Source organism: Planktophila turicensis (SeqCode) (genome assembly GCF_965234405.1).
Lineage (GTDB): Bacteria > Actinomycetota > Actinomycetes > Nanopelagicales > Nanopelagicaceae > Planktophila > Planktophila turicensis.
On sequence record NZ_OZ248346.1, the window covers coordinates 936,849 to 949,293 of the forward strand.

The 12,445-nt window shown below is 49.1% G+C and carries 11 protein-coding genes; 2 read left to right on the plus strand and 9 right to left on the minus strand.

Going from position 1 to position 12,445, the window contains the following annotated elements; all coding sequences use genetic code 11:
- Positions 1-60: 60 nt before the first annotated feature.
- On the minus strand, positions 61-1,734 hold the full coding sequence (ilvD, locus tag AC8GFK_RS04795) for a dihydroxy-acid dehydratase (RefSeq protein ID WP_506624874.1): 1,674 nt from the start codon (positions 1,732-1,734) through the stop codon (positions 61-63).
- Positions 1,735-1,803: 69 nt separating this feature from the next.
- Between ilvD and AC8GFK_RS04800 the strand changes: the two genes are divergently transcribed.
- Entirely contained in the window at positions 1,804-3,267 is a 1,464-nt protein-coding gene (locus AC8GFK_RS04800) for an MFS transporter (RefSeq protein WP_506624875.1), read from the plus strand.
- Positions 3,268-3,324: 57 nt separating this feature from the next.
- On the opposite strand, the gene gatB is transcribed toward AC8GFK_RS04800, so the two are convergent.
- The 4 genes from gatB to AC8GFK_RS04820 are packed head-to-tail and all read right to left on the minus strand — an operon-like array spanning position 3,325 to position 7,913.
- Positions 3,325-4,827, minus strand: coding sequence for an Asp-tRNA(Asn)/Glu-tRNA(Gln) amidotransferase subunit GatB (gatB, locus tag AC8GFK_RS04805; protein ID WP_506624876.1), 1,503 nt, complete (start codon positions 4,825-4,827; stop codon positions 3,325-3,327).
- Positions 4,827-6,323: an Asp-tRNA(Asn)/Glu-tRNA(Gln) amidotransferase subunit GatA gene (gene gatA / locus AC8GFK_RS04810; protein WP_506624877.1), complete on the minus strand. Its 1,497-nt coding sequence runs from the start codon at positions 6,321-6,323 to the stop codon at positions 4,827-4,829. The genes gatB and gatA overlap by 1 nt, the downstream gene beginning before the upstream one ends.
- Positions 6,320-6,619 (minus strand): Asp-tRNA(Asn)/Glu-tRNA(Gln) amidotransferase subunit GatC, encoded by a 300-nt coding sequence (gatC, locus tag AC8GFK_RS04815; protein WP_095531205.1) that lies wholly within the window; start codon positions 6,617-6,619, stop codon positions 6,320-6,322. The genes gatA and gatC overlap by 4 nt, the downstream gene beginning before the upstream one ends.
- Positions 6,620-6,644: 25 nt before the next feature.
- Complete coding sequence (locus tag AC8GFK_RS04820; protein ID WP_506624878.1) at positions 6,645-7,913, minus strand: glutamate-5-semialdehyde dehydrogenase; 1,269 nt, start codon at positions 7,911-7,913, stop codon at positions 6,645-6,647.
- A 33-nt stretch (positions 7,914-7,946) separates the two neighbouring features.
- On the opposite strand from AC8GFK_RS04820, the gene AC8GFK_RS04825 reads away from it, so the two are divergent.
- The gene (locus AC8GFK_RS04825; RefSeq protein ID WP_506624879.1) at positions 7,947-9,089 is read left to right on the plus strand and encodes a serine hydrolase domain-containing protein; all 1,143 of its coding nucleotides are present in this window, start codon (positions 7,947-7,949) and stop codon (positions 9,087-9,089) included.
- On the opposite strand, the gene proB is transcribed toward AC8GFK_RS04825, so the two are convergent.
- From proB to rplU, 4 genes are all read right to left on the minus strand, one after another.
- Positions 9,075-10,190 carry a glutamate 5-kinase gene (gene proB, locus AC8GFK_RS04830; RefSeq protein WP_506624880.1) on the minus strand — a complete coding sequence of 372 codons (1,116 nt, stop codon included), beginning with the start codon at positions 10,188-10,190 and terminating at the stop codon, positions 9,075-9,077. The genes AC8GFK_RS04825 and proB overlap by 15 nt on opposite strands.
- On the minus strand, positions 10,187-11,701 hold the full coding sequence (gene obgE / locus AC8GFK_RS04835; RefSeq protein ID WP_506624881.1) for a GTPase ObgE: 1,515 nt from the start codon (positions 11,699-11,701) through the stop codon (positions 10,187-10,189). The genes proB and obgE overlap by 4 nt, the downstream gene beginning before the upstream one ends.
- 103 nt (positions 11,702-11,804) lie before the next feature.
- The gene (gene rpmA / locus AC8GFK_RS04840) at positions 11,805-12,059 is read right to left on the minus strand and encodes a 50S ribosomal protein L27 (RefSeq protein ID WP_017954955.1); all 255 of its coding nucleotides are present in this window, start codon (positions 12,057-12,059) and stop codon (positions 11,805-11,807) included.
- A 25-nt stretch (positions 12,060-12,084) separates the two neighbouring features.
- Positions 12,085-12,399 (minus strand): 50S ribosomal protein L21, encoded by a 315-nt coding sequence (gene rplU, locus AC8GFK_RS04845; RefSeq protein WP_095531201.1) that lies wholly within the window; start codon positions 12,397-12,399, stop codon positions 12,085-12,087.
- Positions 12,400-12,445 lie beyond the last annotated feature (46 nt).

Consider the following 12,445-nt stretch of genomic DNA (forward strand, 5'->3'; position numbering starts at 1 on the left):
CTCCAACGGGGCAGGGCTATGCGTCAAGAGATGAGATGAACGTCTCAATAAGTGAAACTACTAGTCGCAGACAGCGCCCTTAGATGCTGAGCCGACGAGCTTTGAATACTTATTGAGAACGCCACGGGAGTACTTGTGAGGCAGCGGCTTCCAGCCAACCTTGCGGGCTTCGAGTTCGGCTGGGTCTACCAAGAGATCCAATGTGCGATTTGGGATATTGATACGTACGCGATCGCCATCCTTGATGAATGCAATCGGTCCCCCATCAACAGCTTCAGGTGCAACGTGTCCAACACAGAGACCTGTTGAACCACCAGAGAAGCGACCGTCTGTAAGGAGAAGAGTTGTCTTCCCTAGACCAGCACCTTTAATTGCACCGGTAATCATCAACATCTCGCGCATACCTGGTCCACCCTTCGGACCTTCGTAGCGAATAACAACAACATCTCCAGCTTGGATGGTTCCGTTCTCGAGCGCTTCCATCGCTGCTTGTTCGCGTTCGAAGACACGGGCAGGACCTTCAAATGATTCGATTCCGATTCCGGCTGTCTTACATACAGCACCTTCTGTAGCAAGTGTTCCACCAAGAATTGTGATTCCAATATCTGTCGACATCGGTTTATCAACTGGGAAGAGAACGCTTCCGTCGGCAAGTGGAGGATTAATGTCGGCCAAGTTTTCGGCCATTGTCTTGCCAGTAACTGTGAGGCAATCTCCGTGTAGATAACCAGCATCGAGAAGAATGCGAAGAACTACAGGGATTCCGCCAACACGATCGACATCTGTCATGACATATTTTCCGAAAGGCTTGAGGTCACCCAGTAGTGGGACCTTTGAGCCAATGCGATGGAAATCTTCGAGGGTCAGGTCAACTTCTGCTTCATGTGCAATTGCAAGCAAGTGCAGAACTGCGTTGGTTGAACCACCGAGAGCCATCAAGATGGTGATGGCATTTTCAAATGCCTTCTTGGTCAAGATATCGCGGGTAGTAATTCCCTTTGCAATCAGATTAACGACTGCAGCACCTGCTTGTTCAGCATAAGCATCGCGACGACGATCAACAGCAGGAGGGGCCGCAGATCCTGGAAGTGAAAGTCCGATAGCTTCAGCGATACTTGCCATGGTGTTAGCGGTGTACATACCGCCACATGCACCTTCGCCTGGGCAGATAGCTTTTTCAATCTGGTCAACGCGATCTTTTGTAATCAATCCGCGAGCACATGCACCGACTGCTTCAAAGGCATCGATGATGGTGACATCTTTGCCATCAACTTGGCCAGGAAGAGTAGAACCTGCATATACAAATACTGATGCAACATCGATTCGAGCTGCTGCCATCATCATTCCTGGAAGTGATTTATCGCAACCAGCAAAAGTGACCATGCCATCGAGGCGTTCTGCCTGCATCACGGTTTCAACTGAGTCTGCAATTACTTCGCGTGAAACGAGTGAGAAGTGCATACCTTCGTGGCCCATTGAAATTCCATCAGAGACAGAGATGGTTCCGAATTGCATTGGAAAACCACCAGCGTCGAGTACACCCTTCTTTGATGCCTTAGCGAGACGATCAAGAGAGAGATTGCATGGTGTGATTTCATTCCATGAAGATGCAATACCGATCTGTGGCTTAACCCAATCTTCATCGCCCATGCCTACTGCGCGAAGCATTCCGCGTGCTGGTGCGCGCTCTAATCCATCGGTTACGAGTCCAGAACGTGGTTTCATCTTCGACATGAGAGAATTCTATCCTTACATAAGCAATTTATGAGAAGCCCAAAAAACAACCATTTAGGAGATACACCCTTGTCAAAGCAAGCCCAAGACCAGACTTTAGACCCAACTCGTTGGCGCACACTTTTCGTTGTGGCCATTTCTCAGTTGATGATTGTGCTCGATAGCTCAATCATGAATATCGCGATTCCAAGCGCCAAGATTGACCTTGGAATCTCAGATGCGAATCAGCAGTGGGTCATTACGGCTTACACCTTGGCATTTGGTTCACTCCTTCTTCTCGGTGGTCGTATCGGCGATTACATGGGCCGTAAGAAGATTTTTCTCGTTGGTCTTATTGGTTTTGCTGCAGCTTCGGCTCTTGGCGGAATCGCTTCAACTCAAGGTCTTCTTTTCGCATCCCGTGCACTACAGGGTGTCTTTGCCGCACTCCTTGCACCAGCAGCTCTTGCGATCATCTCAGTGACATTTAGCGTTCCTTCAGAGCGCGCTAAGGCATTCGGCGTTATCGGAGCAATCTCAGGTGGCGGTGCTGCAATCGGTTTGATTCTCGGCGGAACTCTGACTCAGTACGCATCATGGCGCTGGTGCCTCGGAGTAAATACTCCGATCGCAATCCTTGCTGCAATCCTTGCAATTAAGTTTGTTCACGAATCAAAGGCATCTGGAGATAACACCTATGACATCCCTGGTGTAATCACTGCAACAGCTGGTCTCTTCTCACTCACATACGGATTCAATGAAGCGGCAACAAAGGGTTGGTCTTCAACAACAACCATCGGATTCCTTGCAGCCGCTGTAGTTCTGCTCATTGTCTTTGTAGCAATCGAGAAGAAGGTTGCAAACCCATTGATGCCTCTTCGCGTCATCACAGAGCGCAACCGTGGCGGTTCATACCTTGGCTCACTCGTTGTGGGTGCTGGCCTCTTCTCTATGTTCCTCTTCCTCGGTCTCTACCTTCAGGTCATCCTTGGATTTAGCCCGTTGAAATCTGGCTTTGCATTCTTGCCATTCACAGCAGGAATCATCGTCTTCGCTGGAATCGCTTCGCAGTTGCTACCAAAGGTTGGACCTAAGCCGCTGATGGTTCCTGGTCTTATCTTCGCTGGTATCGGTCTCTTGCTTCTTACTCGCATCACGCCAGAAACTGCCTACTTCACACATGTTGTGCCATCACTCTTGATCATGTCGAGCGGTATGGCACTTGTCTTTATTCCATTGACTTCAACTTCACTGCACGGTGTCTCTAATCACGACACTGGTGTGGCAAGTGCGATGCTCAATACATCACAGCAGATCGGTGGATCACTCGGAACCGCACTCCTTAATACTGTGGCTGCAACAGCAACCACTACTTACGCAGCAGCGAATACCGAGCTCGGAAAGGCAGTAATGCCATTTGCGATGACTCACGGATTTACAGTGGCATTTAAGTTCAGCGCAGCGCTTCTCTTTGCAGGCGCTGTAGTTCTCTTCTTCTTTATCAACATTGGTAAAGAGTCACTCGTTGAAACAGAAGGTGCTGGCTTGCACTAATAATTAATACGAAAAAGCCCGCCGAAGATTACTTCGGCGGGCTTTTTCTTTGAGTATTTATTGACCAAGGAATTTGAGGAGAAGCTCGCGCACCTTGGCGGCATCTGCTTGACCCTTGGTCTCCTTCATTACTGCACCGATCAACGCGCCAGCTGCGGGAAGGTGTCCCCCGCGAACTTTCTCGGCTGTATCAGCTTGTTCAGTACAAACCTTTTCAATGGCAGCCATGAGTGCGCCATCGTCGTTAACAACTTTGATTCCGCGCTTTGCGACAACTTCTGATGGCTTTCCTTCACCAGCAATGACGCCTTCAACCACTTGGCGAGCAAGTTTGTCGGTGAGGTCACCACTTGCAACGAGAGCTACAAGTTCTGCAACATCAGCAGGTGTGATTGCAAGGTCTGCGATAGCAACGTTCTGATCGTTAGCAATACGTGAAATTTCACCAAGCCACCATGTGCGCGCCTTAGTTGGATCTGCACCAAGAAGAACAGTTGCTTCAACGATATCGAGAACGTCAGCGTTAATCATCGCTTCCATCTCTTTATCAGGAACGTTCCACTCTTCCTTGATGCGCTTACGGCGAAGAGATGGGCGCTCTGGAAGCGTTGCGCGAAGCTCTTCGATCCAAGCTGCTGCAGGTGTTACTGGAACCAAATCTGGATCTGGGAAGTAGCGGTAATCCTCAGCCTGCTCCTTGGAACGACCTGAGCGAGTGAGCCCAGTATCTTCTTGGAAGTGACGAGTCTCTTGCTTAACTTTCTTGCCTTCATTGAGAAGCTCTGCATGGCGAATCATTTCACCGCGGATTGCGCGCTCAACAGATCGAAGAGAGTTAACGTTCTTTGTTTCAGAACGTGTACCCAATACATCAGAGCCGATCGGCTTCAAGGACACGTTGGCATCGCAGCGAAGTGAGCCTTGTTCCATCTTTACATCGGAAACCTTGAGGCCGCGCAAAATGTCGCGCAGTTCTGCAACATATGCCTTTGCAACTTCTGGGGCGTACTTGCCGGTGCCAGGAACAATTTTGGTAACGATTTCAACCAGAGGAATACCCGCGCGGTTGTAATCGAGCAGTGAGTAATCGGCGCCGTGAATACGACCAGTTGCTCCACCTACGTGAAGTGACTTTCCGGTGTCTTCTTCCATGTGTACGCGTTCGATTTCAATACGGAACTGCTTTGGGCCTTCTTCTGTATCGATCTCAACATCGACGTAACCATCAAAGCAGATTGGTTCGTCGTACTGGGAAATCTGGAAGTTCTTTGGCATATCTGGATAGAAGTAATTCTTACGAGCAAAGCGGCTGTAAGGAGCAATCTTGCAGTTAAGTGCAAGGCCAATGAGGATCGTGGATTCAATCGCCTTTTCGTTAACAACAGGAAGTGCGCCAGGCAGTGCCAAACAGACAGGGCATGTCTGAGTGTTAGGAGCCCCACCGAATTCAGTAGCGCAAGAACAGAACATCTTGCTGTTGGTATTGAGTTCGACGTGAACTTCAAGACCCAATACAGGATCCCACTTAGCAATTACCTCGTCATATGTTGGAAGAGCCATCACTTCGCTCCCTTCAACTCTGGTGCCTTGGAAAGAATTGGTGCGCCCCACTTTGAAAGAAGCGCTGCTTCAAGTGCTGCGCCTGCTTGGTACAAACGCTGATCTTGCATGGCTGGAGCCATAATCTGGAAACCAACTGGCAAGTTATCTTCATCGGCAAGACCTGCAGGAAGTGACATTCCGCAGATACCGGCAAGGTTTACAGGAATTGTTGCAACATCGCCTAAGTACATAGCCATTGGGTCATCGACCTTTTCGCCGATCCTGTATGCGGTAGTTGGCGCAGTTGGTGAGACCAGAACATCTGCCTGAGCAAAAGCCTTTGCGTAATCTTGAATAATCAAGGTACGAATCTTCTGCGCGCTTCCGTAGTAAGCATCGTAATAACCTGAAGAGAGAGCGTATGTACCAAGGATGATGCGGCGCTTTACTTCGCGGCCGAAACCAGCATCGCGAGTAGCGCTCATAACTGCTTCAGCAGAAGCGCCATCGACATCGCCAGTGCGAAGGCCGTAACGCATTGCATCAAAGCGTGCAAGGTTGGAAGAACATTCTGATGGTGCGATTAAGTAATAAGCAGCAAGTGCGTATTCAAAGCTTGGGCAATCTACTTCAACGATTTCTGCGCCAAGGGATGCAAGAACCTGCAGTGATTCATCAAAGCGTGTTTGCACGCCCTTTTGATATCCCTCGCCTTGCAACTGCTTGATAACGCCAATCTTCATTCCCTTTACATCACCGCTCTTTGCCGCGTTTACAACTGCAGGAACAGGTGCGTTGATGCTTGTTGCATCCTTTGCATCATGTCCAGCCATAACTTCGTGAAGAAGTGCTGTATCCAAAACTGTGCGACCGAAAGGACCTGCTTGATCAAGGCTTGATGAGTATGCAATCAGACCAAAACGTGAAACAGCACCGTATGTTGGACGAACTCCAACGATTCCTGTCAGCGCTGCCGGTTGACGGATAGATCCACCAGTATCTGAACCAATCGCCAGAGGTGCTTCAAATGAAGAAACGGCTGCAGCTGATCCGCCTGATGATCCACCTGGTGTGCGGCTTAGATCCCAAGGGTTAAATGTTGGCCCGTATCCTGAATTTTCGGTCGATGAACCCATTGCAAATTCATCCATATTTGTCTTACCCATGATGACAACGCCAGCATCTTTAAGTTTGCTGACAACTGTTGAGTCATACGGTGGACGCCATCCCTGCAGAATCTTCGAACCTGCAGTTGTTGGAACGCCCTTCTGTGCAAGAACATCTTTAAGTGCAAGTGGAACACCTGCGATTGGAGAAAGTTTTTCACCCTTGGCGCGACGTGCATCAACATCTTTTGCTTGAGCAAGCGCACCTTCAGAGTCGACATGCAAGAAAGCTTTTACTTGGCCATCAACTGCAGCAATGCGGTCAAGGTGTGCTTGGGTGAGTTCAACAGAAGTTGTCTCGCCCTTTGCAAGGGCGCCAGCCATTTGAGCAGCGGTCTGATTAATCATTCAGCTTCACCCAAAATCTGCGGAACACGGAAACGAGATTCTTCTTGCGCAGGTGCGCCAGAGAGCGCATCTTCAGGAGACAGGCTTGGAAGAACAACATCGGGGCGTGCAATATTTTCAAGAGGTTGTGGGTGCGAAGTTGCCTTCACGCCAGATAGATCCATCTCTTGCACCCGAGCTACAGCGTCGAGAATCATTCCAAATTGTGAAGAGAGTTCGACTAGTTCTGACTCGGTCATCTCAATGCGGGCTAGGCCTGCAAGCTTTGCGACATCATCGCGGGAGAGGCTGCTCATGGTCGCAGTCTATAAAAAGAGCTCTTTAAGAGCGAATCTGCCCGTCGCCCGTAACAATCCATGTGGTTGTTGTCATTGCCTCAAGGCCCATTGGTCCTCGTGCATGCAACTTCTGATTAGAGATTCCGATCTCAGCGCCAAAGCCCATCTGCTCTCCATCGGTGAAACGAGTAGATGTATTGACCATTACAGCGGCGCAATCTGAGAGCGCGATGAAACGTGCAGCGTTGTCCTTATTTTCGGTAACAATCGCTTCGGTGTGGTTGGTGCCGTATTGAGCGATGTGATCTGCAGCAGCATCAACGGAATCGACTACAGCCACATTCATCTCAAGAACGCCGTATTCGGTAGACCAGTTCTCTTCTGTTGCGATTGTTGATGCAATCTTGAATGTATCGGCGACTTTCTGCGCTGTGGCATCTGAGTGCAAAATAACGCCAGCATCGCTGAGTGCCTTGAGTGCCATAGGTAAGAATGTTGGGGCAATCGATTTGTGGACCAATAAAGTCTCGGCTGCATTACAGACGCTTGGTCGATGAGTCTTTGAGTTAATCACAATTGGTAAAGCTTTTTCGATATCTGCAAACTCATCGATATATACATGACATACGCCAGCGCCAGTTTCGATTGTTGGCACAGTTGCTTCATCTACGACCATGCGAATAAGAGCCGCACTCCCACGAGGAATAACGAGATCGACCTTTCCACGGGCCGTAAGTAAAGCCTTAGTGGTCGCGCGATCTTCGGATGGAATTAGCTGAAGCACATCAGGTGAAATCTTGGTCTGTGAAAGCGCATCACGCATGACGTTTACGAGAATCTCATTGCTATTACGTGCCGTTGATGAACCGCGCAACAGGGCTGCATTTCCAGACATCAAGAGAATGACAGCAGCATCTACAGTCACATTTGGACGAGCTTCATAGACCATTCCAATAACTCCGAATGGGACTGAGATTTGTTCAAGCTCGAGGCCATTAGGAAGAGTTGATTTACGAAGTATTTGACCAAGTGGATCAGGAAGAGCTGCAACTTGGCGCGCTCCCCCAGCCATTCCTTTAATTCGATCTGCGGTAAGAAGCAAGCGATCTTGCATCTGTGGGTGCATACCTTCTGCGCGAGCGTTATTCATATCAATTTCATTGGCAGCAAGAATTTCAGCGCTGCGAGATTCAATTGCCTGCGCAATAGCCTCGAGTGCTGCCTTGCGTTCAGCACCCGTTGCAGTAGAAAGTGAGCGCGAAGCTTTGCGAGCCTTGAGCGCTAACTCTCCGACAATCTGCACTGCGTCCATGGGAATAAGCCTATCGGGAGTTACGATTTTACTGTGCTGAAATTAATCCGCAGGGTAGTCATCGTTGTACTCGTTATCTATCTCGCCCTCTTTGGTCTGACCAAGGCGATTCGTTATCCAGAGCCCATAGCAACAATCAAGCTCGGCCTTGCTCCAGCATCCAAGACTCCCGATCTCATGCCTTTTCATTGGATTGTCGCTGCTCCATCGACCTTTGCGCCATGGAAGAACGGAAAACCTGAAGTGGTTGGCGATGTCACCTATGATGGCAAGAAGATTTCATTCGATGAATTTCTTAAAGAAACAAAGACAAATGCTTTCATCATCGTTCGCGATGGAAAAATAACATTCGAGGGTTATTACAACGGTAAAACAAATAAGACCATCCTCCCTTCTTACTCAGTAGCCAAGACAATGACTTCGCTACTTATTGGCCAATTAATTGATGAAGGCAAATTGCGCGAGAGCGATACATTTGTAAGCCTGTTACCTGAATTCAAAGCTAACTCATCTTTCGACAAGGTGACGATTAAGGATTTGCTTGATATGAATTCCGGTATCGGTGTCTCAGATAACTACCCTTCTGGCCCTGCTGGTTGGGGTGTGGCCATTGCACAGATGTATGCATCCACCGATTCAAACTGGTGGTTAATGAACAATCGCAAGATGCGAGAAGAACCAGGCACATTTGCTGAATATCGAAGCGTCAATACTTTGATGCTGGGTCTCGTCATACAACGACTTACCGGAAACGATCTTGCAATGGAGATGACGAACCGGATCTGGCAACCTATGGGTGCGGATTTTGATGCAACGTGGAACGTAGATAAATTGAATGGTCATGAAAAAGCATTCTGTTGCTTCAATGCGATTGCTCGTGATTACGCGCGCGTTGGTCAGGCACTTATGACCGGAAATCCAAAGATTGCGAGTTCGGCCTGGTTAAAGCGACTTTCCACACCTGTTGTGACATTGGATTACGGCTGGGGCTATAGCGCACAGATGTGGCATCCGTATCCTGGAATTAATTTGATGCTCGGATTGCATGGCCAGTACGTGTATCAAGATCCAGCCAATAAGACGGTAATCGTGAAACTTAGCGATCTACCAACAAGTGCCGATGGAATAAGCCCAAAGATTACGGATGTTTTGAAGGCAATTTCAGAGAAGAACTAAATCATCTCTATGTACAAGTTCGCGCTCGTATTCAGCGCCAAGTGATGCAGCAAGTTCCTTGGTAGAACGTCCGAGCATCTGCGGGATTTCTTCAGAGTCGAATGCAACGAGTCCACGTGCAATAACTTTGCCGGCCTTTGAGGCGAGTTCGACCGTGTCGCCTGAAATGAAATCGCCCTCAACCGCTGTGACTCCTGCAGGAAGTAGTGAGACACCACGTTCAAGAATTGCTGTGACTGCGCCATCATCGAGAATCAAACGCCCACGCGGAGTTGATGCGTGAGCAAGCCAGAGAAGTCGTGAATTCGCTTTTGAAGTGTGCGCTTCAAAGAAAGTTCCGAAGTCGGCACCTGCGATTGCCTCTGCAGATTCTTTCAGAGAAGTAAGAAGCATTGGAATACCAGCACTTGTTGCGATGCGAGCAGCTTCGACTTTAGTAACCATTCCCCCGCTGCCGACGCCTGCTGAACCTGCACCACCGAGAGTGATTGAATCGATATCTGACATATTTGCCACATAGCGAATTGGTTGCGCACCCGCTTGGCTTGGTGGTGCGTTATAGAGCGCATCGATATCTGAAACCAGAACTAACAGATCCGCATGAATGAGGAGTGCGACAAGTGCTGCAAGGCGATCGTTATCGCCAAAGCGGATCTCTTGCGTTCCAACAGTGTCATTCTCATTAATGACTGGAACTACGCCGAGTGAGAGAAGTTTTGTCAGAGTCTGCTGAGCATTTGCGTAATGTGAACGACGCACGACATCTTCAGTTGTGAGCAAGACTTGAGAAGAAATAACTCCATGGGCTTTGAACTTCTCGCTGTATTGCGCAATGAGTAAACCTTGGCCGACAGATGCTGCAGCTTGTTGCGTAGCTAAATCCTTTGGACGAACTTTGAGTCCGAGTGGTGAAAGACCGGCAGCGATGGCGCCCGATGAGACGACTACTACTTCAGCTCCGCGCTTTTTGAGTGAAAAAGCGAGATCAACAATCTTTTGAACTGCATGTGGATCGAGTTCAGAACCAGCTGAACCTGTGAGCGATGAGGAGCCAATCTTGATAACAACGCGCTTAGCGTTAGTTATGGCCTCGCGGTTCACTTGTCATTGCTTTCTGTTTCGCTCTCTTCAATCTCATCGAGAGTCAATTTAATCTCAGGGTTATGTGGTTCGGCAACGTTGTATTCCCATTGGCGAGCAACTTCTTCATCTGAAAGACGATCGCGTTCAGTTTCAACGGTATTCCAGGCGCCTTCAAGACGTGAATCTTCTCCGCGACGGTGCAGGAAGCCGGCAAGTTGTTCGGCGCCTGCTTCGATTGTTGGTTCCCACTCGAAGACAACTTCATTATCGCCAGAGCCAATTCGAACTTCAGAGCCAGCAACTGCGCCCTTCTTAAACAATTCCTTTTCAACACCGAGCTGTGCGAGGCGATCTGCAAGGTAACCAATTGCTTCAGCATTCTTAAAGTTCGTCTGACGAACCCAGCGAACAACCTTCTGTCCACGAACGCTAAATGATCCATCCCCATTCTTCTGAACAGTAAATCCTGAATCATCAACTGCAACTGGGCGCAAGATAATGCGAGCGCGCTCTTCCTTTGCAGCTTCTGCGCGTTCGCGCTGAACAAGGCGGGCCATTGAGTAGAGAAGTTCTTGCAGGCCTTCACGGCTTGCAGCCGAAACCTTATAGACCTCGTAACCCTTTTCCTTAAGTTGTTCTTCAACCATATCGGCCATTGCTGAACCGTCAGGTAAATCAATTTTGTTGAGTGCAACGATACGAACGCGATCTTCGAGTCCACCGTAGAGTGCAAGCTCGTTTTCAATTGCTTCGAGGTCATCGATTGGGTTGCGATCTGTTTCAAGAGTTCCGCAGTCAAGAACATGAACGAGCGCAACACAACGTTCGACGTGGCGAAGGAATTGAAGTCCGAGCCCCTTGCCTTGTGATGCTCCTGGAATAAGTCCTGGAACATCGGCCACAGTAAAGCGAGTATCTCCTGCTTGAACTACGCCGAGGTTTGGAACCAGTGTTGTAAATGGATAGTCAGCAATCTTTGGACGTGCTGCAGAAATTGCTGCAATGAGCGAAGACTTTCCGGCGCTTGGGAATCCAACGAGAGCAATATCAGCTACAGATTTAAGTTGAAGAGTAAGTCTGCGTTCTTCGCCTGGTTCACCAAGGAGAGCAAATCCTGGTGCGCGACGCTTTGATGATGAGAGTGCAAGGTTGCCGAGGCCGCCATGTCCACCACGAGCTGCAAGAAAAGTTGTACCGATACCAATGAGATCTGCGATTTGTTCGCCATCTTCATCGTAGATAACTGTTCCATTAGGAACAGGAAGGATGAGATCTTCACCAGAAACGCCATCTTTACGATCGCCATAACCCTGGTGACCAGAAGTTGCCTTGCGATGTGGTGAGTGGTGGAAATCAAGAAGAGTTGTAACAGATGAATCAACGACGAGAATGACATCGCCACCGCGACCACCATTGCCACCATCTGGTCCACCAAGTGGCTTAAATTTTTCGCGCTTTACAGAGACGCAACCATCTCCACCTTTTCCGGCAGTGGCAAAGAGAGTGACGCTATCGATAAACGATGTCATTGTTTTTCACTCCCCTTCTTCGTTGCTACTTCTGTTAGTTGCTTGCTGAAATAAAAAAGCGGACCGCGATAAATGCGGCCCGCTCCTTTAAGAGAAACCTAAATTAAACTGCAGGAACTACGTTCACTACGCGGCGACCGCGAGCGCGACCGAATTCAACTGCTCCTGCTGCGAGAGCGAAGAGAGTGTCATCCTTACCGCGTCCAACGTTCTTGCCTGGGTGGAAGTGTGTTCCACGCTGACGTACGAGAATTTCACCTGCATTAACTTCTTGGCCACCGAAACGCTTAATACCGAGGTACTGTGGGTTTGAATCGCGACCGTTACGTGTTGAGGAAACACCCTTCTTACTTGCCATTTATTTGCTCCCTTAACCGGTTCGCTTACTTAGCACCGCTGATTGCGGTGATCTTTACTCGTGTGTGCTGTGCACGGAAACCTTGACGACGGCGATGGCCTGTCTTGTTCTTGTAACGAAGGATGTCGATCTTTGGACCCTTGACTGCGTCGATAACTTCGCCAGTTACCTTCACTGCTGAGAGTGCAGCAACATCAGTTGTGACGTTAGCGCCATCAACTACGAGGAGAGCCGGGAATGAAACTGATGCGCCTGCAGCAGCGTCGATGCGATCGACGGTGATGATCTCGCCAACAGTTACCTTCTCCTGGCGTCCGCCAGCTTTAACGATTGCGTACATGCTCATTGCCTCAGTTCTTCGTATTAGTCATCAAGCTCAATTCACG

Coding starts and splice junctions, on each gene's coding strand:
- ilvD (WP_506624874.1), bottom strand. CDS start 1,734: ATGTCGAAGATGAAACCACGTTCTGGACTCGTAACCGATGGATTAGAG.
- gatB (WP_506624876.1), bottom strand. CDS start 4,827: ATGGCTCTTCCAACATATGACGAGGTAATTGCTAAGTGGGATCCTGTA.
- gatA (WP_506624877.1), bottom strand. CDS start 6,323: ATGATTAATCAGACCGCTGCTCAAATGGCTGGCGCCCTTGCAAAGGGC.
- gatC (WP_095531205.1), bottom strand. CDS start 6,619: ATGAGCAGCCTCTCCCGCGATGATGTCGCAAAGCTTGCAGGCCTAGCC.
- AC8GFK_RS04820 (WP_506624878.1), bottom strand. CDS start 7,913: ATGGACGCAGTGCAGATTGTCGGAGAGTTAGCGCTCAAGGCTCGCAAA.
- obgE (WP_506624881.1), bottom strand. CDS start 11,701: ATGACATCGTTTATCGATAGCGTCACTCTCTTTGCCACTGCCGGAAAA.
- rpmA (WP_017954955.1), bottom strand. CDS start 12,059: ATGGCAAGTAAGAAGGGTGTTTCCTCAACACGTAACGGTCGCGATTCA.
- rplU (WP_095531201.1), bottom strand. CDS start 12,399: ATGTACGCAATCGTTAAAGCTGGCGGACGCCAGGAGAAGGTAACTGTT.